This window comes from Vibrio sp. A8-1, from assembly GCF_013048685.1.
Taxonomy (GTDB): Bacteria; Pseudomonadota; Gammaproteobacteria; order Enterobacterales; family Vibrionaceae; genus Vibrio; species Vibrio metschnikovii.
Genome location: NZ_VHTC01000002.1, coordinates 124,548 through 148,605, shown reverse-complemented (window position 1 = coordinate 148,605; position 24,058 = coordinate 124,548). Strand labels below are relative to the sequence as shown.

Annotated in this window: 20 protein-coding genes and 1 tRNA gene; 12 read left to right on the top strand and 9 right to left on the bottom strand. The window is 44.6% G+C overall.

Features of this window, described 5'->3' with window-relative positions:
- Positions 1 to 297 precede the first annotated feature (297 nt).
- Positions 298 to 993: a response regulator gene (locus FKN93_RS01840; RefSeq protein WP_154170546.1), complete on the bottom strand. Its 696-nt coding sequence runs from the start codon at positions 991 to 993 to the stop codon at positions 298 to 300.
- Entirely contained in the window at positions 983 to 2,416 is a 1,434-nt protein-coding gene (locus FKN93_RS01835; protein ID WP_170904356.1) for an ATP-binding protein, read from the bottom strand. Before FKN93_RS01835 ends, FKN93_RS01840 begins: the two co-directional genes overlap by 11 nt.
- Positions 2,417 to 2,528: 112 nt before the next feature.
- On the opposite strand from FKN93_RS01835, the gene nifJ reads away from it, so the two are divergent.
- Both nifJ and FKN93_RS01825 read left to right on the top strand, forming a co-directional pair.
- The gene (gene nifJ, locus FKN93_RS01830) at positions 2,529 to 5,810 is read left to right on the top strand and encodes a pyruvate:ferredoxin (flavodoxin) oxidoreductase (protein ID WP_004394848.1); all 3,282 of its coding nucleotides are present in this window, start codon (positions 2,529 to 2,531) and stop codon (positions 5,808 to 5,810) included.
- Between the two features lie 157 nt (positions 5,811 to 5,967).
- Positions 5,968 to 6,058, top strand: a tRNA-Ser gene (locus tag FKN93_RS01825).
- A gap of 440 nt (positions 6,059 to 6,498) precedes the next feature.
- Here FKN93_RS01825 and FKN93_RS01820 read toward each other — a convergent pair.
- A complete protein-coding gene (locus FKN93_RS01820) occupies positions 6,499 to 7,473 on the bottom strand; it encodes a transposase (RefSeq protein WP_004394847.1) in 975 nt (324 codons plus the stop codon).
- Between the two features lie 149 nt (positions 7,474 to 7,622).
- Between FKN93_RS01820 and FKN93_RS01815 the strand changes: the two genes are divergently transcribed.
- The 6 genes from FKN93_RS01815 (at position 7,623) to FKN93_RS01790 (ending at position 12,994) form a co-directional block, all read left to right on the top strand.
- Positions 7,623 to 8,579: an endonuclease/exonuclease/phosphatase family protein gene (locus FKN93_RS01815; protein ID WP_170904331.1), complete on the top strand. Its 957-nt coding sequence runs from the start codon at positions 7,623 to 7,625 to the stop codon at positions 8,577 to 8,579.
- Between the two features lie 135 nt (positions 8,580 to 8,714).
- On the top strand, positions 8,715 to 9,059 hold the full coding sequence (locus FKN93_RS01810; RefSeq protein ID WP_004394845.1) for a YajD family HNH nuclease: 345 nt from the start codon (positions 8,715 to 8,717) through the stop codon (positions 9,057 to 9,059).
- Positions 9,060 to 9,095: 36 nt separating this feature from the next.
- A complete protein-coding gene (locus FKN93_RS01805; RefSeq protein ID WP_154170538.1) occupies positions 9,096 to 9,692 on the top strand; it encodes a TetR/AcrR family transcriptional regulator in 597 nt (198 codons plus the stop codon).
- Positions 9,693 to 9,791: 99 nt separating this feature from the next.
- Positions 9,792 to 10,829 (top strand): NADP-dependent oxidoreductase, encoded by a 1,038-nt coding sequence (locus tag FKN93_RS01800; RefSeq protein ID WP_170904330.1) that lies wholly within the window; start codon positions 9,792 to 9,794, stop codon positions 10,827 to 10,829.
- A gap of 12 nt (positions 10,830 to 10,841) precedes the next feature.
- Positions 10,842 to 11,456, top strand: a complete 615-nt coding sequence (locus FKN93_RS01795) for a glutathione S-transferase (RefSeq protein WP_170904329.1) — start codon at positions 10,842 to 10,844, stop codon at positions 11,454 to 11,456.
- A 137-nt stretch (positions 11,457 to 11,593) separates the two neighbouring features.
- Entirely contained in the window at positions 11,594 to 12,994 is a 1,401-nt protein-coding gene (locus FKN93_RS01790; RefSeq protein ID WP_272870226.1) for an HD-GYP domain-containing protein, read from the top strand.
- A gap of 61 nt (positions 12,995 to 13,055) precedes the next feature.
- On the opposite strand, the gene FKN93_RS01785 is transcribed toward FKN93_RS01790, so the two are convergent.
- The 5 genes from FKN93_RS01785 to FKN93_RS01765 all read right to left on the bottom strand — a co-directional run bounded on the left by FKN93_RS01785 (position 13,056) and on the right by FKN93_RS01765 (position 18,526).
- On the bottom strand, positions 13,056 to 14,660 hold the full coding sequence (locus tag FKN93_RS01785; RefSeq protein ID WP_170904328.1) for an ABC-F family ATPase: 1,605 nt from the start codon (positions 14,658 to 14,660) through the stop codon (positions 13,056 to 13,058).
- A 218-nt stretch (positions 14,661 to 14,878) separates the two neighbouring features.
- Positions 14,879 to 16,600, bottom strand: coding sequence for a sulfate permease (gene sulP / locus FKN93_RS01780; RefSeq protein WP_170904327.1), 1,722 nt, complete (start codon positions 16,598 to 16,600; stop codon positions 14,879 to 14,881).
- Between the two features lie 45 nt (positions 16,601 to 16,645).
- Positions 16,646 to 17,065 carry a TIGR01244 family sulfur transferase gene (locus tag FKN93_RS01775; protein WP_170904326.1) on the bottom strand — a complete coding sequence of 140 codons (420 nt, stop codon included), beginning with the start codon at positions 17,063 to 17,065 and terminating at the stop codon, positions 16,646 to 16,648.
- Positions 17,066 to 17,082: 17 nt separating this feature from the next.
- The gene (locus FKN93_RS01770) at positions 17,083 to 17,946 is read right to left on the bottom strand and encodes an MBL fold metallo-hydrolase (protein WP_170904325.1); all 864 of its coding nucleotides are present in this window, start codon (positions 17,944 to 17,946) and stop codon (positions 17,083 to 17,085) included.
- Positions 17,947 to 18,049: 103 nt separating this feature from the next.
- Entirely contained in the window at positions 18,050 to 18,526 is a 477-nt protein-coding gene (locus FKN93_RS01765; protein ID WP_040904169.1) for a YqhA family protein, read from the bottom strand.
- A gap of 305 nt (positions 18,527 to 18,831) precedes the next feature.
- On the opposite strand from FKN93_RS01765, the gene phnD reads away from it, so the two are divergent.
- From phnD to phnE (FKN93_RS01745), 4 genes are read left to right on the top strand one after another with little or no spacing between them, the layout of a single operon-like run.
- Positions 18,832 to 19,779, top strand: a complete 948-nt coding sequence (gene phnD, locus FKN93_RS01760; protein ID WP_170904324.1) for a phosphate/phosphite/phosphonate ABC transporter substrate-binding protein — start codon at positions 18,832 to 18,834, stop codon at positions 19,777 to 19,779.
- A 59-nt stretch (positions 19,780 to 19,838) separates the two neighbouring features.
- Entirely contained in the window at positions 19,839 to 20,657 is an 819-nt protein-coding gene (gene phnC / locus FKN93_RS01755; RefSeq protein WP_170904323.1) for a phosphonate ABC transporter ATP-binding protein, read from the top strand.
- The gene (gene phnE / locus FKN93_RS01750) at positions 20,654 to 21,460 is read left to right on the top strand and encodes a phosphonate ABC transporter, permease protein PhnE (protein ID WP_170904322.1); all 807 of its coding nucleotides are present in this window, start codon (positions 20,654 to 20,656) and stop codon (positions 21,458 to 21,460) included. Before phnC ends, phnE (FKN93_RS01750) begins: the two co-directional genes overlap by 4 nt.
- Entirely contained in the window at positions 21,457 to 22,266 is an 810-nt protein-coding gene (gene phnE, locus FKN93_RS01745) for a phosphonate ABC transporter, permease protein PhnE (protein WP_170904321.1), read from the top strand. Before phnE (FKN93_RS01750) ends, phnE (FKN93_RS01745) begins: the two co-directional genes overlap by 4 nt.
- A gap of 107 nt (positions 22,267 to 22,373) precedes the next feature.
- On the opposite strand, the gene FKN93_RS01740 is transcribed toward phnE (FKN93_RS01745), so the two are convergent.
- Positions 22,374 to 23,996 (bottom strand): methyl-accepting chemotaxis protein, encoded by a 1,623-nt coding sequence (locus FKN93_RS01740; protein ID WP_170904320.1) that lies wholly within the window; start codon positions 23,994 to 23,996, stop codon positions 22,374 to 22,376.
- Between the last annotated feature and the right edge of the window lie 62 nt (positions 23,997 to 24,058).

Below are 24,058 nucleotides of genomic sequence, written 5' to 3'. Positions count from 1 at the left end.
TACAATACCGCGTATGACTTACATCCTGTATGTTATGTTGATCCGTCGACAAAAATGTACTGGTTATTACTCTGTGTTGTGTTTCGCAAACTATCCCACTATAGATTCACGCCCAACCTGTCTGAATACTTAACCCAAACCCACACCATCGAACCATAATGTGGGCATGTGATTACTATAAGTAATTCGATGTATCCATGTTGTATAGATAAAGCGTAGGCGTATATAATTTTTATAAAGAGAGATAATTAAGCATGATACATACGAGTCAATCTGATGCGAGTCAGTGCTTAACTATCAAACCTCATCCACCAAACGATAACCCACCCCTGTTTCAGTAATAATGTGTTTCGGTTGAGCAGGAATATCTTCGATTTTATGACGCAATTGAGCGACGTGAATACGTACATAATGGTGATGCTCAATATAGTTACTGCCCCATACTTCTTTTAAAATTTGTTTATGAGTCAAAACTTTACCCATGTTTTTGGTCAGTAATTTAAGAATGTTGTATTCGGTTTTCGTTAACTTAACCACTTGTCCATCTTTGGTCACACGCTGTAAAGCTAAATCAATCACGACTCGACCAAATTGATACTGCACTAACTCCTGCTGATCGGGTTGTTCAAATAGACGCAAGGCAACCCGAATTCTTGCCAGCAATTCCTCACTCCCAAATGGCTTAGTCAAGTAATCGTTAGCACCAGCATCAAGGGCGAGTACTTTGTCCGTCTCTCGCTCTCGAGCTGAGATGATAATGATAGGGGTCTGTGTCCAGCTACGCAGCTCTTTGGTCAGCTCAATCCCATCTTTATCCGGTAATCCTAAATCTAATAAAATAAGATGGGGATTCCAATTGGCGATCAACGCAACCCCCTGCTCTGCCGATGAGGCGGTTTTGACCTGATATTGATAACCCGTGATCAGGACATTTAAAAAACGCTGAATAGGTGCTTCATCTTCAATAATTAAGACTTTTATTTCACTGTTCATACAGTTCCTTTAAATCATACAATCGACAAGGAATACTCACATTAAAACAGATGCCTCCGCCCGCAAGGTTATGCGCGCTGATCTCACCTCGGTGAGCTAAAATAATCACCTGACAAATTGCCAAGCCCAACCCAGTACCATCTTTTTGCTGATCATTGAGTCGATAAAATCGTTCAAAAATACGTATTAATTCTGGCTCCGGCACGCCCGGCCCATTATCCGCTACCGTTAAAATAAACCGTCCGTTAGTATAATCGGTCGTGATCGTAATTTGACTGCCTCGCGGAGTATACTTAATGGCATTTTCAAGTAAATTTAAAATAACTTGCTCAATCAGCAAACTGTCCAATTCCACCAACATCGGCGTACTGGTAAACTGAATGTGATGGAATGTCAGTCGCGAGTTCAGACTCGCTAATACGCTGCCAATCAGCTCTTCTGGCTCAACCCAATCAAGCTTAGGGACCAAAGCACCTGTGGTATAACGGGTAATGTCGAGCAATTTAGTTAAACTACGATTCAACCTCCGCCCTTGCTCGGCAATGGACTGTAATAGCTCATCTCGAATCACCGAAGATAAAACAACACCGTTATCTGCTAAGGTCGTTGCCGCGCCAATAATCGTCCCTAAGGGTGTTTTAAGATCATGAGAAACTGACGCTAATAAGGTACTGCGCATCGATTCTAATTGATTGGTGGCCTCCACTTGAGCTAACGCTTGATTGGCCTGAGATCGCGCTAACGACAAACTCAATAAAGACAAAACCCAAGGCTCAACACGTTGTGGCGGCTGATCGGTTTGTATCACTAGTGCTCCCAACTCTCTCTCACGATCTTTTAGCCAATATACCGATGCCGCTGATAACGGCTGATTAGGCTGCCAACTGTCGATATCTGGCAAAGTCCATTTGTCATGCTGGGCGACCAGTCGCCAGTCTGGGGAAGATAAAAACACAGCGCCACGTAATGCTGACTCTTTATTCAAAAACTGTACCGTTGCTTGCGCGATTTGCTCACTAGTGCGCAGCGCTGAAAGATGGCAAGCTAACTGATAATATTTTTTATGCTTATATTGCAAGCGTTTATTTTTCTGTATTTCCTTCCGTTGTGACTGTGTTATATTGATCGCGAATATCCCACTAAAGACCATCACCGCATAAGTAATGATGTGCTGTGCATTCTGAAATCGGAACGAATGATAATCCGGTAACAGAAAGTAATGAAAGATAATGACCCCAGCTAAAGTCATTATATAAGCATAGCTAGGCCGAAGTACCGATGCGCTTAAGATGTTGAGTAATAAGAACAACATCGCCATATCGGTCTCTATCATAGCTTGACGGTAAATCACCCCGATGACGGTTATCAAACCGTACAGCAATATTAGTATGATGATTTTATATCCATCGTACTTTTTCAGCATGTTCTGCATCTTAACCATTTTATTTCTCGTGTTTTCGTCACGTTATGTGAGGGAATCATACTTGTTTAGCCTTAAGTCACAACCATTGTGATTAACCAGAGGTTCCAGAGTGATGAATTGGATTACTGATGCTAATACCGCGGTAGCTCAAGTTGCTTACCAATTGAGTGAAGTGATCGCCGTTTACCCGATCACCCCAAGCACAACTATGGCAGAAAAATGTGAGTCATGGGCAGCACAAAAACGGCCTAATCTTTTAGGGGAAGTGCCTCAGCTGATTGAAATGCAATCGGAAGCAGGAACCATTGCTGTTGTACATGGCAGCGCAATGAGTGGGGCGTTAGCAACAACCTTTACCTCATCACAAGGTTTATTATTGATGATACCAACCTTATATAAACTGGTTGGTGAACTCACGCCATGTGTGATTCATGTTGCGGCGCGTGCTTTAGCCACTCATGCTTTATCAATTTTTTGTGATCATTCAGATGTGATGAGCGTGAGACAGACCGGTGTTGCCATGTTATGTGCAACGGATGGCCAGCAAGCGCAAGATATGGCGTTGATTGCGACGCTTTCTTCTTTGCGTTGTCGGTTACCGTTTATTCATTTTTTTGATGGATTTATCACTTCACATGCTCTGACCAATCTTATTCCTCTCGATGAGCAAACCATTAAGCAATTACTTTCCGGTGATGATCTACTTGCGTTTCGTCAGCGAGCCTTAACCCCTGATAGGCCAAGCCTACGTGGTGCAACCGCAGACAGTGATAGCTATTTCCAATGCCGAGAAGCGCAAAATAGCTATCATCAACAAACGCCATCTATCGTACAAAGCATCATGGATGACTTTGCCGCGCATACTGGACGACAATATCATTTAGTCAGCTATACTGGTCACCCACAAGCGACTCAGGTTATTGTGGCACTTGGTTCAGTCACCGAAACCCTGAAAAGCTATGTTGATCAACAGGTCAATCTCGGCCAGAAAATTGGCGTGATCAGCATACATCTTTATCGCCCCTTCCCCAGTGAAGCGCTATTAGAAGCCCTGCCAAATACCGTGCAACAAATCGCAGTGCTAGACAGAACCAAAGAGCCAGGATCGAGCGGAGAACCGTTATATCTTGATGTATTACATGCATTACAAACCCTGCCTCGCTCGATTACTTTATATCGTGGTCGATACGGGTTAGCCGGAAAGCCCTTTTATCCTGAAGATGCTGAGCAAATTTTTAATATGCTTTCGGCTCCTCAAGCGCAACAAAAAAGAGAATTTGTGATCGGTATTTCCGATGACAAGACACATCTCAACTTACCTATCGCCCAACTCACTCATAATGACGACCATTTACAACAAGTGCTGATGTATGGTTATGGGGGAGATGGCAGCGTTTCCGCTGGGAAAAATGTGCTTAAGGTTTTAGGTCAACATTATCAATCGAACGTCAATGCGCAATTTGAGTACGATTCAAAAAAATCACGGAATATTACCACCACTCACTTACGTTTTTCATCACAGCCGATTCGAACGCCTTATCCAATCCGTCAAGCGCAGCTCATTTCACTGAGCCAAGAAGGATTATTACGGGATATAGACATCAGTATTCACCTCGCTCATCGTGCCATTTTACTGATCAATACCAATAAAACAGGCAGTGAGCTGTGGTATAAACTTCCGACGTCACTACAAGCCGTAATTCAAGCGAAACAAATTCGCGTGATCACCCTTGATGCCGATCAACTGGTGGCAAAACATCAGCTTAACAATAAAACCAGTGTGGTCATGCAGGTCGCCACCACCCTACTGTTAACCAATCAACAAGATAACCAAGCCCTGCTTACCCAACTGCGCAACCTATGTGAACAACAGTTGCAAGGAAAATCGGCCGAGCTGATTACACGAAGTATTGCGTGTATCGAAGCCACACCAGAGAATATTAATTACAATCCTTTTGCTGCTCATGTCGCCTCTAGCTTTATCGCCCCTAAGCCATGTGCTTCTGCAGAGCCCTTATCGTTAGTTGAACAACTGCTCGCTAGACAAGGAAATAGCTTGCCAGTGTCTGCCTTTCCCGCAGATGGCTGCTGGCTAACCAACACATCGCATCTCGAAAAAAGAGACATTTCCGAGCAGCTACCTGTCTGGTCGGAAGATTTATGCACTCAATGCGGTTACTGCGTCGCGATTTGTCCGCACTCAGCCATTCGAGCGAGAATTGTCGAACCAACAGAAGGCGAAGATTTATCACCATTAAAAACCATGCCTTACCGCTCTCGTCATCAACCAGATGCTATCTATACTTTGCAAGTATCACCCAACGATTGTACTGGCTGTCAGCTGTGCGCGAACGTTTGTCCGGGTAAAGATAAGAAAAATCCTGAACGTAAATCCTTGATGATGGTCGCCAAACCCGATTGTTACGATCAGGAGGTAGGTCAATTTGAACGCTTTGAAGCCTTACCAACACAAAATATTTATCAACAAGAACGTATTGATGTCAAAACGCTTCAACATGTTGAGCCTTACTTTGAATACCCTAATGCCTGCGCTGGATGTGGCGAAACCGCTTATATTCGAACCCTAACTCAACTGTTTGGGGATAGACTATACATTGCTAACGCAACCGGATGCTCTTCTATCTTTGGTGGTAACTTACCGACAACACCTTATAGTCAAAATGCGGATCGACGAGGGCCGGCATGGGCCAATAGCTTATTTGAAGATAATGCCGAGTTTGGTCTGGGTATGAAACTGGCTGTCAAAGCCCTTCAATCACGAGCAGAGCATGTATTAGCCCAACAAGGAGGTTCGGATAACATTCAAGCGTTGAATATTCCTGAACGTCGCCAGCAAATTCAAGCTTTGCAAAATCAGATTGAAGCACAACCTCAACATGCTGAGCTGCATCTTCTTTTGGATTACTTAGTCGAAAAACAAGTATGGCTAATCGGTGGTGATGGCTGGGCCTACGATATTGGATTCGGTGGACTCGATCATGTACTAAGAAGTGGCGAAAACATCAACATATTAGTGCTTGATACTCAATGCTACGCCAATACTGGGGGACAAAAGTCTAAATCAACCCCGCAAGGCCAAACGGCGAAATTATGCAGCGAGCCTAATCCAAATCCAGCGAAAGATTTGATTGAGCTTTACCGCCACGTCCCCGGTGTTTATGTGGCCAGAATTGCACTCGCGGCTAATATGAATCACACCATTAAGACCTTAAAAGCCGCGGGTGAACACCAAGGTCCATCTTTAGTGATCGCATACTCACCCTGTATTGAACACAATTATGACTTAGCACACAGCGCCGAGTTTACTCGCAACTTAGTTAAAAGTGGCGACTGGCCACTCTATGCCGAAGTCGGAGGAAAAGTTACTGAATAACAGCGATAAAACTCAAACCAGCTAGCATGAATATCACTTAACTGGTTGGTTTAAGCCAGTTAAGGAAATAAAAATGCCTTTTTTGCTCGTATTTTATTCACTTGAAATCAAAGGGACTTTACAAGCACTAAGAAGCCTTATATTATTCGCGCCACACGGAGAGATGGCTGAGTGGTTGAAAGCACCGGTCTTGAAAACCGGCGATGGTTAATAGCTATCCTAGGGTTCAAATCCCTATCTCTCCGCCACATTCTAAGCCCCTGAGTAATCAGGGGCTTTGCTCGTTTTAAGACGATCAAATGTCACCTAATACAAGTAGGTGATACATATGTATTTGATTAAATTGAGCAATAACGTGTTTTATACACGTATTTCCATTCCTGTTGCACTACATCTTTATCGAGCACCTTTATCAAGGACACACATCTACATTTTTCTCTTGGCCATAATGCTGCCTGGCCGCTTAAAAGGACACGCTTAAAAGACACGCTTAAAAGGACATACACTTATAAATACATTCGATAATGCTGTGCTCCATTTAAAAACTAACCTTGATGTGCGATTCAGAAACGGCCTTACTTAGATATAAAAGTAAAACATCAAATAGTTGGGTGATTTCAAAAGAAGGGGCTACCACCAGCACAATTACTGGCTCGTTTTTACTAGACTTTAGCAGTTGTTAGGTTGCTTATTCCAAGAGATAAAGCTGTACTCTTTGTTTTTTCAGAAGCACTTTCGCTATTACCGCCTGAGGCCGAGTACCGATAGCTGTCGCGCGCGACTTCTCTAGACTAGTGCAGATTTTTAGCCAATCCCTTGAATTAAAACTTAACCGTGACAGGATATTTGGCATTTTATCGCTCATCGACGCTTTGCCGTCTCGATATTGGCGAGCGGTCCAGTCAACCAACTCTAAATAATCCATCAGACGAAAAGGGATCCCCTCTCGCGGCTCATTAGTTGGGTTACCAATAAAGGGATGCAAACAAGGCGCTGTCGCTAAATTTTTATTTAGTGCATCTATTCTGGCTTTTATCGAAGTAAATTCACCAGTTTCTAGGGTATCAGCGATCCCCGCTCGAATCGGATTTAAATCAACATAAGCCATTGCCGCTACCAATGCTTTTTCATCAAGTAGTGCTTGGCTTTTGAAACGGCTCTCCCAAAAGTGTCCAGTGCAATTGTCTTCCCTGTTCGCTTTACAAGCAATGTCGTAATTAAGCTCTTTCATAAACCAGCTCAAGCTCGATAACCTTGCCCGCCAAACTTCAATTAGTTCAATGCAGCGCGTTTGTTCAGCTAGGCTAGTGAGTTGTTTACTTTGCCAACGTTGAATCAAAAACGGTAGCTTGTGCACTTGGCTCCAACGTTCAACGACTTCATGAAATGTGAGTTTTAATGCTCTATTTTGGTTAATATTTACAACCAGATGATAATGATTACTCATAATGGCGTATGCACAAATATCAATGCAATAGACGTTCGTTAACGAATAGATTTTTTGTTCTATCCATTCTCTGCGATGTTCATAACAACGATTGGTCAACGTATCTTTTCCGCATAAAAAGCTACGCCTCACGCAGCGAGAAACGCAGTGATAATAAGATGTTACATCCGTAGAAACCAGTTGTTGTCGAGCGGTGGTCAAAGTAGTGTCCTCCATTAAACGTGAAGGAACCTTAGCAACAAATGATGAATAAATGTGCAACTAAGTCGTCAAAAAACTAAAAATCATACTTTTTTCATACTTTTGGTGTGTGTCCTTTAAAAGGAGGTATAAGATCAATTTAAACGCGACTGACGAGAATACTTATGACGATAACCTTGGCCACGATTAACCTGTTTAACTACTTAGAGCCGCCCAACGCATTTTATCAATTTGATAATATATACACCAATGAACAGTGGCAGAAAAAAAATGCTTGGTTTGCGACTAAAATTCAGCAGTTGAACGCAGATGTGATTGGTTTTCAAGAAGTGTTCAGTTTTGCAGCGCTACGCCAACAAATGAATGCTCTGGGTTACCCGCACGTGGTGTGTGTCGATAGTCCAATGATTGAAGATGACTACATTTATCGCCATCCAGTGGTCGCGCTGGCTTCTCGTTACCCTTTAACCCAAGTAAGCCCATTACAAGCTGTTCTCCCTGAGCAAAACCAAGCGTTCAGTTTTCATCGTATTCCTCTGCACGCGACGATTGAAGTCCCAAAACTTGGGGCTATCGATGTGTATGTCGTGCACTTTAAATCTCAGCGCGCTACGGAAGCCGCCCAAGCTCCGAACAATCTGGTGGAAGAATGGCAACAAGAAACTCTTGGCCGTTGGTTATCTACCGTGCAGCGTGGCTTTGAAGTCAATTTAACCCATCAATATATTATTCATACTCGCCAAAAAACTCAGCGCCCGTTTGTACTAATGGGGGATTTTAATAAGCCTTTGCATCATGAAGAGTTTCAAGGTTTGATGTCTCAAGCTTTGTATCGTAAACCAGAAACGCAAGATCCTCTGAGTGATTATGTGTTTTACGACAGTTGGGATATCTATAGCGAAGCAACCGGGCAAATGCGCCAAGCGACTTATTATGCAGGGGCCACGGGATCGGTGCTCGACTACATTCTACTTTCCGCCGACTTTTCTCCCTTATCAACAGCCCCTAAAGGCAATGTCAGCGGCTATACGGTTTTGGATCAGCATTTGGTTAACCCAAGTTTTGCTGATGATAGTTTTAGTACCGATCATGCTTTGGTGGCGGTGACAATCACAGTTTAACTGTTAGTCACCCTCTATTAGGCAAAACCTAGCCCTGAGCGCTTTCTCTCCGACAAAAACCTCATACAAGCTTTGCTCTGCGGCGGCTTTTAGTCTTTAATATCGTCAAAGAAAATTTAAAGATAGGAAAGCAATATGTCGTCGGATTTTTACGGTTCGAGTGCCAATTACGCACGTAAAGAAAGTGGTTACCGAGAAAAAGCGCTCAAACTTTACCCATGGGTATGTGGTAAATGCGCTCGGGAATTTGTTTACTCCAACTTGCGCGAGTTAACCGTGCACCATAAAGATCATGATCACACCAATAATCCGGAAGATGGCAGCAATTGGGAGCTGCTATGCTTATATTGTCACGATCATGAGCATTCAAAGTATCTCGAACATGAACGTTACGGCGTTGAGTCAACCGCTAAGCTTGATGAGCACCAAAGCGCGACTTACAACCCGTTTGCCGATTTAGCTAAAATGATGAAAAAATAACTAGACGACTGGTCTAGTTATTTTTATAGTGTCGTCATGAACATGAAAACCAATGATACTCGTCAACATATTTTAGATGTCGGCTACCAACTGGTGGTGAGTAAAGGCTTTACCAATGTTGGCCTATCTGAATTGTTAAAAACCGCTGACGTACCAAAAGGCTCGTTTTATCATTACTTTAAATCGAAAGAGCAATTTGGCGAGGCATTAATCAATGATTACTTTGCTGATTACTCACAGCGAATTCATGACCTATTTGCCGACCAACACGGCACCGCTTACCAGCGATTAATGCGCTATTGGCAATACTGGCATGAGCAAAGTGAAGGTCAGTGCCATGCGCAGCGTTGTTTAGTGGTGAAGTTAAGTGCTGAAGTCGCTGATCTTTCTGATGCGATGCGCATCGCACTATTGAATGGGGCGAATGCCATTATCCATGCGATTGCTCAATGTATTGAGCAAGGGGTCAATGAAGGTTCAATTTACGTTCAGCACAGCCAGCTAACCGCTGAGCTGTTGTATAATTTGTGGATTGGCGCGAGCCTACTGAGTAAACTTCGTCAAGATAATCAAGGACTTGATCAAGCACTTATTACCACCGAGCAAATATTACAAGGCAAACCTGTAAGTTAAACCAGTGGCTTGTCTATATAGAATACCGCTATTTCGATAGCGGTTTTTTACCCACGAAAATTAGACGACTGGTCTAATTTAATATCTGGAATTTGATGTATGACTCAAACGATCAACCGCCAAATCGTACTGGCTTCTCGGCCACATGGTGCCCCGACTGACAGTAACTTTCGTTTACAACACGTGGCCAAACCAACTCCTGCGCAAGGTGAAGTATTACTGCGCACCATTTACCTTTCTCTCGACCCTTATATGCGTGGACGCATGAGCGATGCTAAATCCTATGCTGAACCTGTTGCGATTGATGATGTGATGGTCGGTGGCACTGTATGCCAAGTTGAAACCTCGCATCACCCAGACTTTACTGTTGGTGAGTGGGTGCTTGCTTATACTGGTTGGCAAGATTACGCCATCTCCAATGGTGAAGGCATATTGAAACTGGGGCGAGATCCGATAACCCCTTCCTATGCATTAGGCGTGATGGGGATGCCCGGTTTTACCGCTTACATGGGACTACTGGATATTGGTCAGCCTAAAGCAGGGGAAACCTTGGTTGTCGCCGCAGCAACTGGCCCTGTTGGCGCAACCGTCGGCCAGATTGGCAAAATCAAAGGTTGTCGCGTAGTCGGTATTGCAGGCGGAGAAGAAAAATGCCGTTATGCCAAACAAGTAGTGGGATTTGATGAGTGTCTTGATCACAAAGCGGATGATTTTGCTCATCAACTCGCCCAAGCCTGCCCACAAGGCATCGATGTTTACTATGAGAATGTTGGCGGCAAAGTCTTTGATGCGGTATTACCGCTGCTGAATACTTCAGCTCGCGTTCCTGTTTGTGGTTTAGTTTCCCAATATAACGCGACCGCGCTACCTACTGGCCCCGACCGCTTACCACTACTGATGGGCACTCTACTCACTAAGCGCATTCGTATGCAAGGCTTTATCATCTTTGATGATTACGGCGATCGTTATAGCGAATTTGCCCGCGAAATGAGTCAATGGCTTAGCCAAGGAAAAATCCACTACCGCGAGCAAATCATCTCCGGTTTAGACAATGCACCACAAACCTTTATCGGTTTACTGGAAGGTAAAAACTTTGGCAAAGTGGTGATTGAAGTCAATCAACCACTTTCAATCTAAAAGGAAAAAATCATGATCATCCTGCATCATCTTAATCAATCACGCTCAAAGCGGATTATCTGGTTACTGGAAGAATTGGGACTCGACTATCAAATTGTCGCTTATCAACGGGATAAAGCGACGTTTCTCGCACCGCCCGAACTAAAAACCGTACACCCTCTCGGTAAATCACCTGTCCTTGAAGATGATGGACTGATCGTTACCGAATCGGGGGCGATCACCGATTATTTAATTGAAAAATACGGCCGACAATTTGCTCCGCAACGTGGCAGTGTTGATTACGTTCACTATCAACAATGGCTACATTTTGCTGAAAGCTCTGCAATTTTACCGTTATTATTACAGATGTTTGTCGCAAAAGATGGTTGTCAAACCAACTTTTTAAAAGGCTATGCTGATCACGAAGCAGCGCAAGTAATGCGCTATTTTGACCAATCTTTAGTCGATAAAACCTATTTGGTCGCCGAGCAACTCACAGGGGCTGATATCATGATGTCATTTATTGCTGAGATTTTGGTCAAAGATGGTGTCATCGAACACTATCCAAATATTGCGCGTTATTTGCGTCAGTTGGCCACACACCCCGCTTATCAAAAAGCCAATCAAGTCGAAGCGCAATACGCTTAGTCTTAGGGTAATCATCAACATCGCACGGCATAAATTAATGCGGTGCGATTTATCGATACTCGCTGATTTCTCGCCTATCCGCTCGACAATCGACTAAGCTAAGGATATCCGTAACAAGCTATTGAGAGCCGTCCTTAATGCATGAAAATTCGATATTAGAAAACCACATACCGCAACCTTATTCTAAGCCCCTCATGCCGCTCTCTGAACTGATGTTAGCCTTAACTGCCGCACTCGATATGACGGAAGGGCAACCGCCAGAGCATTGTATTCGTTGCTGCTGGATTGGCATGCACATTGGCCAAGCGATTGGCCTAGATGAGACACAACTCCACGATCTGTTTTTTACCTTATTACTCAAAGATGCGGGCTGTAGTAGTAACGCGGCGCGAATTTGTGAGTTATACATGACCGATGATCGTACATTTAAACGTAATTACAAAACCATCGGCACCAGCTTATCCAGCGCGATAAACTTTGTCATCAAACATGCAGGTGCTGGGCAAAGTTGGATAGAAAGGATCAGCACAACGCTGGATATATTGAAAAATGGTGGTGATTACGCACAAGAATTAATTCAAACTCGCTGCACGCGAGGCGCTGACATTGCTCGTGAGCTGCGCTTCTCTGAACCGGTTGCGCTAGGTATACACAGTTTAGATGAACATTGGGATGGCAAGGGCAGACCCGAACAATTGCAGCAAGAACAAATTCCACTTTACTCTCGTATCGCCCTACTCTCTCAAGTGGTGGACGTATTTCAATACCAACACAATCTCTCAACCGCTTTACAAGAAGTGCAATCACGCAGTGGTCAATGGTTTGACCCAGCGTTAGTGGATACTCTGGTCTCTATTGCTAAAACTGAATCGTTTGTTGATGGGCTCAAAGCGCAAGATATACGCCAACGTATAATGGCAATGGCTCCGGCTCAAGCGAATATTTATCTCGATGATGATTATTTCGATGATATTGTTAGTACCTTTGGCAAAATTGTCGACGCGAAAAGTCCCTATACCGCCGATCACAGCCAACGCGTAGCGATATATGCTGATTTGATCGCCGAACAGCTAGGTATTGACCCGCTCGAACGTCGTTGGCTAAAACGCGCGGCTTTGCTGCATGACTTGGGTAAACTTGGGGTCAGTAATACCATTTTGGATAAACCCGATAAGCTCAACGATCAAGAATGGGAAGCCGTTAAAGCTCACGCCTCACTTACTGAACAAATATTAATCAACATCTCAGCTTTCCGCTCTTTGGCAACCATTTCAGCCGCTCATCACGAGAAACTCGATGGGACCGGTTATCCGCGACAATTAGCAGGCGAAGAGATTTCACTAATGACTCGGATCATCACTACCGCTGACATCTTCGATGCGATTACCGCTGAAAGGCCATATCGCGGCGCGATTCCTATCCCTCAGGCACTAGCAATAATGCAAGACAACCTACACACCGCGATTGATGTGGATTGCTTTAATGCATTAACCATCGCGATTAAAAAACTGCCTGAGTGGCAATCAATCGATCTTTAATAAGACCATAAAGATGAACCGCCACGATTATCTAACCATCGTGGCGATCGGTATAACAAACCTAAGCGGCGCTGAGGATTTTCTCTTGGTGAGCAAGATACTCGTCATAAGTGCCTTGAAACACCTGTAGCCGTTTATCTTTGATCTCAATAATCGATGTCGCCAGCGAAGATACAAACTCTCGGTCATGGCTAACAAAAATCAAAGTGCCTTTATAACCTTTTAATGCGGTGTTTAGCGCTTCAATCGCTTCCATATCCATGTGGTTAGTGGGTTCATCCATGACTAAAACGTTGACGTCTAACATCATCAATTTACCAAACATTAAGCGGTTTTTTTCTCCACCGGAGCAGCTTTTGGCTTTTTTGTTGGCATCATCGGCACTAAACAGCAGACGCCCCAAAATACCACGTACAATCAGATCATCATGCTTTGCGGTGCGCCATTGTGAAATCCACTCAAAGACAGTTAAGTCGTTATCAAAATCGGCGGTATTGTCTTGAGGACAATAACCGATTGAGGCATTTTCTGACCATTTCACTACCCCTTGCGTTTGAGCCAATTCACCGACTAAACAGCGCAATAAAGTACTTTTACCGACACCATTTTCACCGATCACCGCCAAACGAGTTCCCGCTTCTAGCAACAAGTTGCCTTTTTCAAATAATGGCCCCTCATCAAAAGCATGCGCTAACTCTTGTAGCTCAAGCGCTTGGCGATGTAGTTTTTTCCCTTCACCAAAGGTAATATGTGGACTCACTCGGCTACTTGATTTCACTTCATCAAGTTTGATTTTATCCATTTTCTTGGCACGTGAACTGGCTTGCTTAGCTTTAGAAGCATTGGCACCAAAGCGGTTGACGAAATCTTGTAACTCATTCAGCTCAGCCGTTTTTTTGGCATTCCCCGCTAGCAGTTGCTCACGAATCAAGCTTGATGCTTCTAAGAAATAATCATAATTACCCGGATAAATCCGCAGTTCACCATAATCAATATCAGCCATGTGGGTACAGACGGCATTTAAGAAGTGGCGATCGTGAGAGATGATGATCATGGTACATTTACGCTGCTTCAACTCTTCTGCTAACCAGTTAATGGTGTGAATGTCCAAGTTGTTGGTCGGCTCATCAAGCAATAAAATATCGGGGTTAGCAAACAGAGCTTGCGCTAATAAAACACGCAGTTTCCACCCAGGGGCGACTTGTTGCATCAAACCAAAATGCAGCGATTCTTCAATACCTGCTTGCAGTAGAATATCTCCCGCTCGACTTTCCGCAGTATAACCATCCATCTCGGCAAATTCGCTTTCTAGCTCAGCGACTGCCATGCCATCGGCTTCACTCATTTCAGGTAATGAGTAAATTCGTTCACGTTCTTGTTTAATTTCCCACAGCTTACGATCGCCCATGATCACAGTATCAATCACGCTAAATTGCTCAAAGGCGAATTGATCTTGACTTAGAACGCCGAGCTTTAGGCCAGGAGTCATCGAAACATTACCAGAGCTTGGTGTAAGCGCACCACTGAGGATCTTCATGAATGTCGACTTACCACATCCATTCGCACCGATTAATCCATAGCGGTTACCGTTGCCGAATTTAGCAGAAATGTTTTCAAATAAGGGTTCTGCACCAAATTGCATGGTGATGTTGGCAGTAGAGATCAAAGAAGTCTTCCTAGGTATGAATATGAACGAGACGTTGGGTGACAACCGATAACGGTCACACACCAATTAATAGGTATTGATACCCTAATCATGGCTCGATGCCGAGCTGGCCATCGGTGAACATCATCAGGGTATAGATAGGCGGCGAATTATACAGGTTTATCACACAAATGATAGATATGAGAGATTAATCACAGAAGTCTTCCCATGGCGTAGCGTTAGATTCGCCAATCCTCATCCGGATGCTCTGCTTGAGTTAAGTGGCTAAAAGCTTGAAATTGGCTGATAAAGATTTGCCCGGTGAAATGCTCTAAAAACGTTGAGCGTTGTATTTCATCCATCACGGGGCCTTTGACCTCAGACAAATGCATGGTAATACCAGATTGAGCAACACGCTCTGCGATTAAATGTAAGCTCTCCAAGGCACTACTATCAATACGATTGACCCCAGAAAGCATCAATACCAAATGCTGGGTTTCAGGGTAGCTGGCTAAATACTCTGGAATTTTATCTTCTAAATAACGGGCGTTTGCAAAATATAGGCTTTCATCGATGCGTAAAGTTAATACCGTTTTGCTTTGCTTAACTTGAAAACGCTGCACATTACGAAAATGTTCACTACCTTCGATTAATCCCACCACCGCGATGTGCGGCTGACTGGTTCGCCATAAAAAAATCACTAATGAGAGCAGCACGCCAATGATGATCCCCCACTCAATATTGATAAAGAGCACTCCAACAATAGTACTTAACATGACCACGCCATCGCTTTTTGCGGCGTGCCAGGTGGTAAAAATGGCTTTAATATCAATCAAAGCCGATACTGCAACAATAATAATCGCCGCCAAAACCGCGTGAGGGAGATAGCTAAACAGTGGCGTGAAATAGAGTACAGTGATGCCGATCCCTATCGCGGTCAACATGCCCGCCAATGGTGTTTCCGCTCCCGCATCATAGTTAACCACTGAACGAGAAAGTCCCCCCGTAACCGGAAACCCGCCCTGTATCGCAGAGGCAATATTCGCCCCACCCAAAGCGATGAGCTCTTGGTTTGGTTCAATTCGTTGACGTCTTTTCGCCGCTAACGTTTGGCCAACCGACGCTGACTCAACAAACCCGACCACGCTGATCAGCAGCGCTGCAGGCAACAGTTGAACCATTAAGTTGATTTCAAACACGGGCATAACCAAACTTGGTAACCCCGTAGGGATAGCGCCAACTACACTCACCCCTTGAGTGTGCTGTGGAAAGTAATCAATGATCAAGATGCTCGCGACCATGACCATCACCGGCAGTAATTTGGTGATATGGCCCGCCCACGATGCAGAGCAGCCAAGGTTTTGTAATAAAGAGGAGAAATAACGTCGGCCAAGCACCAATAGTACTAAACTCCCCAGCCCCAGCCATAAGGTCGGATAGTGCACAGCAGCCAACACTTCATTGAGCGAGCCATCGGCTACTGATAAGCCCAGTAACTTAGGTAATTGTCCCCAAATAATCACAACGCCAGAGGCGGTCATAAAACCGGATAGTACCGAATGACTTAAAAACGTCGTTAAAAAGCCTAAACGAAACACCGCCATGATTAAGAGCATCAGCCCAGATAAAAACGCCAGCGTCGCCGCGGCAGTTATATAAGCGTGTGTCCCAACGTCATACAAGGGCGCAATCGCTTCTGCCGTCATTAAGGAAATCACCGCAACGGGGCCAACAGCCAACGTTTTGCTGGTCCCCAACAGGGTGTAAGCCACCAGCGGTAAAATACTGGCATATAGGCCATAAACTGGAGGTAAACCAGCCACAATCGCATAAGCTAAACTTTGTGGCACCAGCATCAAGGTGACAATGATCGCCGCCACTCCGTCTTTGCTGGCAGCCTGACGAGTGTATTTCGGCAACCAAGTCACGATGGGCAGATATTGACGCCAAGCTAGCTTCATTGGCTGATTCCTATTTACTTTAATTTCAACTCTCCGCGCTTGTGCTTAACGCTGAGCAAATCGCTCGCCGAGACCATCAAGCTTAAAGCCTTGCTTGGTAGCAACCTGCAAACGCTCACTGAACATCGCGCTATCTTGACTTGCCAGTGACCACAACATACTAGAACGCGTTCCCGTGCGACAAAAAGCTAAGATAGGTTGAGGGAGCGTCTGTAACAATTCACCAAATTGATGGATCTGAGCTTCGCTAATTTGGCCCCCCACCACAGGTAAATAAACATAAGCTAAACCAAGCTGATCGGCATGTTGTTCAATCGCTTGATTCAATGGTTGACCACTTTCCTCGCCATCGGGCCGATTATTGATCACCGATTTAAAACCTAAACCAGCGATCTGTTCGATATCACTTGGCTCAATTTGCGGTGCAACGGTAAGTTGTGGGGTTAATGTAATCAATGTCAACATCAAACTATCCTTGTTAGTTAAACTTTATTAAGCGGAATTTTTAGATACTGAACACCATTGTCTTCAGCCGGAGGTAATACGCCAGCACGCATATTGACCTGAACCGAGGGCAAGATCAAAGTCGGCATCGATAAAGTCGCATCCCGAGCTTGACGCATGGCGACAAACGCAGATTCTTCCACGCCATGACCAACATGAATATTATGCACACGCTCTTCACCAATCGTGGTTTGGAAAAGAAATTCTTCTCGCCCCGGCGCTTTGTAGTCATGGCACATAAATACGCGCGTTTCATCGGGTAAGGTGAACAGTTTTTGAATGGAGTGATAGAGCGTTTTAGCATCCCCGCCCGGAAAATCACAACGTGCGGTACCGTAATCAGGCATAAACAGCGTATCACCAACAAAAGCACTGTCACCAATCAGGTAAGTCATACACGCTGGTGTGTGTCCCGGAGTATGAATCGCTTTAGCCTGAAGGTTACCTACCGTGAATGACTCCTGCTCGGTAAATAAATGATCAAACTGGCTGCCATCTGCGGCAAAATCCTGTTCTGCGTTAAACAACTTTCCAAAGGTATCTTGAACCACGGTAATCTGTTGACCTATCGCCAGTTTACCGCCCAGTCGTTGCTTGAGGTAAGGCGCGGCACTTAAGTGATCGGCATGGACATGGGTTTCTAAAATCCACTCCACTGATAAGCCTTGTTGTTCAACAAAGGCGACCACTTTATCGGCGGACTCATAAGATGTTCTGCCTGATGCTGGTTGGTAATCCAGCACAGAGTCGATGATTGCACATTTCGATGAACTCGGGTCGACCACAACATAGCTATATGTGAATGTGTTAGCGTCAAAAAATTCATGAACATTAGGTTTCATTACAATCCCCCCACCACAATAATTAGCAAACACTTATTTAGATTATACTAATTCATCATCGCGCGTTTTGCCAGTGATACGAGTAAAATTTGTCCATTTACTGTTACTTCATCGATTTCCACGCCCAAATCGCCGCAGCAATCACCATACTCATCCCTGCGCCTAAATATAGTGTTTCAATACTGGCACCCACTTCCACCAAATGCTCAAGGAAAAGAATGATCATGATCACCACCGCCACTTGCAATAAAGTGATTTTTAAATCATGAAAATTTCTAATCGCGAGAGCAGAAAGAAAGGGACTCGCCTCCAAAGCTGATGGGCGAATAAAAAGACGATATAAACTGGCGGCAATGATTTGAAAGGTAATCGCAATCAGTGAGATATCTAAGACTTTTAGCAACCTCACCGCCAACATTTTGCCTTGAGTAACGCCAGATGGAATTCCGCCCCACAAATTACTGACAATACCGAACATAATCGACAGCACAACGAGATATAAGATCACCGCAGCAACAAAACTGGTCACGATAACCGCTAACACTAAAAATCGACTACTACCAAATAAACGATCCATCATAATGATTACTCTTTTTAGCCCAGAGATAAGCAGCTCAGGTACATAAAACCGCTGTTTTTAAACTTACTTTGATAAGCAACTTATAATCTATCATAGCTGATCACTCGATGGGGAAAGCCAATGACGACCTTTGTGAGCATCGCAGCATCCCCCATCAAAAGTAAGTACAACGCCAGTCTTTTACCCATTACGCATCACTAAAAATAATCATTGTCATCAAGCCTTAACGGTTTATTCACATAAAAGTCACCTTTCCCTTCTACCGTGTACCAACTTGTTTAAGGACGACAACCTGAGGTTTTATCATGAAATTGTTAGCTCAATGCGTCGCACTGGCGTTAATCGCAACGCCACTTGCTCACGCACAATTATCGCTCGATTCACGCTATAAAGATAACGATGGTGATCTGGTCGCCGATATCCCCAGTAATGCGTCAGCTTGGGTGAACCCTTCAACACTGATTTTTGCCTATACCCCCGTCGAAGATCCCGCGGTTTACGCGGATGTCTGGAAACCATTTTTAGACCATATGGCTAAAGTGACTGGCAAACGAGTCCAATTTTTTCCCGTAAATTCTAACGCCGCACAAATTGAAGCCATGCGTTCAGGACGTTTACACATCGCTGGATTTAACACAGGTTCAAATCCATTAGCCGTCGCGTGCGCGGGTTTTCGTCCTTTTGCGATGATGGCCAGAGAAGACGGCAGCTACGGTTATGAAATGGAAATCATTACCTACCCAACGTCTGGAATTGAAAAGATTGAAGATCTGCGTGGTCGCACCTTGGCATTTACTGCAGAAACCTCTAACTCGGGATTTAAAGCGCCACAAGCGCTACTTGAGGCGAGTTATCAATTAACCGCAGGCAAAGATTATACCCCCGCCTTCTCGGGTGCTCACGATAACTCCATTTTAGGCGTGGTTAACCGCGACTACGATGCCGCTGCCATTGCCAATTCTGTTGCCAAGCGCATGGTCGCAAGAAACGTGATTAACCCAGACAGCTATAACACGATCTTTAAATCGGAAAGTTTCCCAACCACAGGTTATGGCGTGGTTTACAACCTACACCCTGATTTACAACAAAAAATCCGCCAAGCCTTTTTCAGTTTTGATTGGAAAGGTACAGCGATGGAAAAAGAATTCTCTCAGTCGGGTGAAGCACAGTTTATTCCTATTACCTTCAAAGAACACTGGTCTGTGGTGCGTGAAATCGATCAAGCCATGGGGGTTAAATACACCTGTCGTTAAGCCTTAAACGCCAGATGATACTGATCATCTGGCGCTTTTTATCATCAAGGAGTGGATTCATGCTGACCATCAATGGATTAACCAAAACTTACCCAACGGGCGATAAGGCCCTCAATAACGTTTCATTCAGTGTGCCTAAAGGGCAAGTTGTTGGCTTAATTGGCCCTTCAGGAGCTGGGAAATCAACCTTAATTCGCTGTATTAATCGCTTAGTCGAGCCCAGTGACGGGCAAATTATTTTAAATGACTTAACGGTCAATCAACTGTCTCAAACTCAGTTACGACAAGCAAGACGAAAAATTGGCATGATCTTTCAAGAATATGCCCTCGTTGATCGCTTAACGGTGATGGAGAACGTCCTCTCGGGACGATTAGGTTATGTCTCGTTTTGGCGCAGTTTTTGGCGACAATACCCCGAACAAGACATCAGCAACGCTTATCGTCTACTGGGTCGTGTGGGCTTACTTCAACATGCTGACAAAAGAGCCGATGCATTATCTGGCGGACAACGCCAACGGGTAGGTATTGCTCGTGCTCTAGCTCAAGATCCAGAACTGCTGTTGATTGACGAGCCAACCGCGAGCTTAGATCCTAAAACCAGTCGCCAAGTGATGCGTTTATTGGTTGAAATGTGCAACGAACGTGGCTTACCAGCGATCATTAATATTCATGATGTGGTCCTCGCTCAGCAATTTACCGACCGAATTATTGGCTTAAAAGCCGGTGAGGTGGTGTTCGATGGATCTCCACAGCAGCTAACAGAAAGTGTATTGACTCGAATTTACGGTGAAGAGGATTGGACCAGCATGCGCCAGCCAGAATCATCCCTTGACACAGAACTGGCCTCTCAAGCTCATCGTTCATTGGTGAATGCATGAACCCAGTACCTTATTCAACTCAATGGCGCAAACCGCCACAGATCATTAAAAGTCGCGTTTGGCGATGGGTGATTACTCTTTTGTGCCTAATCTATTTATGGTTCGCGATTGGCAGTATAGATATTAACTGGCTAAGGATTTACGAAGGATTAGAACGGGCACAGCGCTTTATTGGTGGATTCTTACAGCCTGATTTTTCCACTCGCTGGCGAGATATTTCCGCTGGAATGATCGAAAGTTTAACCATGACTTTAACTTCCACTGTGGTGGGTATTGCTTTAGCGATTCCGGTTGGACTTGGCGCAGCTCGCAACTTAAGTCCAACTTGGGTTTATATGATTTGTCGCGCTTTTATTGCTATTAGTCGCTCTTTACAAGAAATTATCGTCGCAATCTTTTTCGTCGCTTTATTTGGCTTTGGTGCTTTTGCTGGCTTTTTGACCTTAACTTTCGCCACGATTGGTTTTATCGGTAAATTACTGGCAGAAGAAATTGAGGGCATCGACCCCGTCCCTATTGAAGCGATTAAAGCCACTGGCGCATCATGGTTACAGTGGATTAATTATGCTATTCAGCCACAGGTGTTACCGCGTCTACTTGGATTGTGCTTATACCGACTCGATATTAACTTTCGTGAGAGTGCCGTAATCGGCATTGTTGGAGCCGGTGGCATTGGCGCAACACTCAATACCTCTCTCTCGCGCTACGAATATGACAGTGCTGGCGCCATTCTCTTACTGATTATTGCGATTGTAATGCTCAGTGAATATGCTTCAGGCTATCTACGGAAATACGTGAAATGAATCCTCTCAACTCAAGCCTAACTTGGCAATATCGTACGCCAAAGACTCAATTGTTACTTTGGGTTGGTTGGATGTTACTGCTGGCTTTGTTTATTTATTGCTGGAATGTCATGACAGAACATACCATGTGGGTGTTCGTCTACGATGCTCCTCAAGCCGCTGCTGATTTAATAGACAGAGCCTTTCCTCCCCGTTGGTCTTATATGGAGCGCTTATGGTCGCCATTGTGGGACACGCTCAATATGGCAACCTTAGGTACGTTACTGGGCGTCATTCTGGCTACGCCACTGGCTTTTTTAGCCGCCAGTAATACCACACCCTCTAGAGTATTGGTGAGACCAATTGCTTTGTTTGTCATTGTCGCCTCTCGCTCAATTAACTCTTTGATCTGGGCACTGCTACTGGTTTCGATTCTTGGCCCTGGTCTACTGGCTGGCATTTTAGCCATTGCACTGCGATCCATCGGTTTTGTCGGCAAATTATTGTATGAAGCCATTGAAGAGACCGAACTGACTCAAATTGAAGCAATAACCGCCACGGGGGCAAGTCAAGCGCAGGTTTTAAATTATGCGATTGTGCCGCAAGTATTACCTACGTTTTTTGGGATCAGTGTTTTTCGTTGGGATATTAATATTCGCGAAAGTGCGATCTTAGGTTTAGTTGGAGCGGGTGGTATCGGCATGCAATTGCAATCTAGTTTAAATGTCCTCGCTTGGCCTCAAGTCACCTTGATTATTTTAGTCGTCTTGGCAACGGTCGTCGTAAGTGAATGGATCTCTGCCAAGGTCCGTCAAGCAGTGATTTAATGGGGTTAGCTCTTAATATTCAACGTTAGGGCAATAACAAAGTGGAGAGCTCTTCTCCACTTTGTTGTCTTTATCCGGCTCAATAACAACCGATATAAACTCGGTTGTTATACTTTAAAACGCTGTAACTGCTCATCCAATTGGTTAGCACTATCAGCCAGATGCTGGCTTTGTTCAGCCAAATCTTGCGCCGATTGGCTAATATGATCAGCCGACAGATTAATATGACTGACATTGCTGTTCATCTCTTCAGCTACGGTATCTTGCTGCTCTGCCGCGGTGGCAATTTGGGTCACCATGTCATTCGCTCGAGTCAGCTCTGTCACCATCTGTTTTAACATTTGCTTAGTTTCGGTTGCGGTTTGAACATTTTCTGTCACACGACTATGACACTGCTTCATCGCTTGTGACGCACTGCCCGCTCTGGCAATTAAGGACTCGATGGTTTGCTGAATTTGATGCGTCGATTGCTGAGTACGGCCAGCCAAATGACGCACTTCATCAGCAACCACCGCAAAGCCGCGACCTTGCTCTCCTGCCCGAGCGGCTTCAATCGCCGCATTTAAGGCCAATAAGTTAGTTTGTTCAGAGATGGCTTGAATCACATCAACAATTTCATTGATCCCCGCGACATCATTCCGCAGCGCTTCAACCAATTGATCGGTTTGCGAGACCTCTTGAGATAGCTGTTCGATATTTTGCTCCGTTCTCTCCATCATGCTATTACAACTTAACGCTTGATTGGCGACATCGTCGGTCGAAGCGGCGGTTTGCTCGGCATTTTGCGCCACATCGCGAATGGTCGCATTCATTTCATTCATGGCGGTCGCTAACTGCTCCAATTGCATGCGCTGCGATTGGGTACTGGTTGCGGTCTCCTCACTGGCCGAAGCGATGGATGACGCCATCTCAGCGGCATTCATCGCTGACTGCTTGGCGGTAATTAAAGCTTGATGGGTACTTTCGATCATTGAATTTATCGAACGCCCTAAACTAGCAATCTCATCCCGTCCTTTAGGATTAAAACGCACCGTCATATCCCCTTGCGCTGCCCGCTGTACTTTGGTGACAAACAGAGCCAGAGGGTCGGTAATGTTTTTACCGATAATGCTCGAAAACAGTAAAGTAATCACCACGCCCGCCAAAGCAAAGCCAACATAAAATAAGGCATTGTGATACACCGTTTGATTGATATCGTTAACGATAACGCCGGTACCAATGACCCAATTCCAACCATTGGCTTGTGCAACATAGGAAATTTTGTCCTCAATCGGACCATTCGGTGGCACAAAAGTGTATTCGACAAACCCAGCGCCTTGACGTTGAACAACCTGTGCCATTTGTTGCCAATGAAAACGACCAGCACCATCACGTACCTGACTCATATCTTGATTGGTCATTTCTGGGCGCAGAGGATGCAGTACTAGACGAGCATTAGCCGTCATCACCCAAAAATAGTTACCATTGTCATATCGGAGTGCCTTGATCGCTTCGATCGCTCGTTGCTTGGCTTCTTCTTCACCAATTCTTGGTGCTAAACGAGCATAATAATCAACTAAACTGACCACTGATTGGACTTGATTTTCAACACTTTGTTGGCGTTCTTGAAAGGCCATTTCTCGTAACTTACTTACCCCGTAGAGGCTGATAAGCACAATAATGGCCAGAGAAATGAGTTCGATCACCAAGATTTTCTGACGAACGTTGAGGGCTCTAAGTATCTTTAACATAGTGTATTCCTAGCGCAAGCGTAATGACGGGCATTTTTGCCTCTGTATGATGATTCCATCCT

Bases quoted from the DNA above. Each gene is read 5' to 3' on its own strand.
- FKN93_RS01840 (WP_154170546.1), bottom strand. From the start codon at position 993: ATGAACAGTGAAATAAAAGTCTTAATTATTGAAGATGAAGCACCTATT.
- FKN93_RS01835 (WP_170904356.1), bottom strand. From the start codon at position 2,416: ATGCTGAAAAAGTACGATGGATATAAAATCATCATACTAATATTGCTG.
- nifJ (WP_004394848.1), top strand. From the start codon at position 2,529: ATGAATTGGATTACTGATGCTAATACCGCGGTAGCTCAAGTTGCTTAC.
- FKN93_RS01820 (WP_004394847.1), bottom strand. From the start codon at position 7,473: ATGGAGGACACTACTTTGACCACCGCTCGACAACAACTGGTTTCTACG.
- FKN93_RS01815 (WP_170904331.1), top strand. From the start codon at position 7,623: ATGACGATAACCTTGGCCACGATTAACCTGTTTAACTACTTAGAGCCG.
- FKN93_RS01810 (WP_004394845.1), top strand. From the start codon at position 8,715: ATGTCGTCGGATTTTTACGGTTCGAGTGCCAATTACGCACGTAAAGAA.
- FKN93_RS01805 (WP_154170538.1), top strand. From the start codon at position 9,096: ATGAACATGAAAACCAATGATACTCGTCAACATATTTTAGATGTCGGC.
- FKN93_RS01800 (WP_170904330.1), top strand. From the start codon at position 9,792: ATGACTCAAACGATCAACCGCCAAATCGTACTGGCTTCTCGGCCACAT.
- FKN93_RS01795 (WP_170904329.1), top strand. From the start codon at position 10,842: ATGATCATCCTGCATCATCTTAATCAATCACGCTCAAAGCGGATTATC.
- FKN93_RS01790 (WP_272870226.1), top strand. From the start codon at position 11,594: ATGCATGAAAATTCGATATTAGAAAACCACATACCGCAACCTTATTCT.
- sulP (WP_170904327.1), bottom strand. From the start codon at position 16,600: ATGAAGCTAGCTTGGCGTCAATATCTGCCCATCGTGACTTGGTTGCCG.
- FKN93_RS01775 (WP_170904326.1), bottom strand. From the start codon at position 17,065: ATGTTGACATTGATTACATTAACCCCACAACTTACCGTTGCACCGCAA.
- FKN93_RS01770 (WP_170904325.1), bottom strand. From the start codon at position 17,946: ATGAAACCTAATGTTCATGAATTTTTTGACGCTAACACATTCACATAT.
- FKN93_RS01765 (WP_040904169.1), bottom strand. From the start codon at position 18,526: ATGATGGATCGTTTATTTGGTAGTAGTCGATTTTTAGTGTTAGCGGTT.
- phnD (WP_170904324.1), top strand. From the start codon at position 18,832: ATGAAATTGTTAGCTCAATGCGTCGCACTGGCGTTAATCGCAACGCCA.
- phnC (WP_170904323.1), top strand. From the start codon at position 19,839: ATGCTGACCATCAATGGATTAACCAAAACTTACCCAACGGGCGATAAG.
- phnE (WP_170904322.1), top strand. From the start codon at position 20,654: ATGAACCCAGTACCTTATTCAACTCAATGGCGCAAACCGCCACAGATC.
- phnE (WP_170904321.1), top strand. From the start codon at position 21,457: ATGAATCCTCTCAACTCAAGCCTAACTTGGCAATATCGTACGCCAAAG.
- FKN93_RS01740 (WP_170904320.1), bottom strand. From the start codon at position 23,996: ATGTTAAAGATACTTAGAGCCCTCAACGTTCGTCAGAAAATCTTGGTG.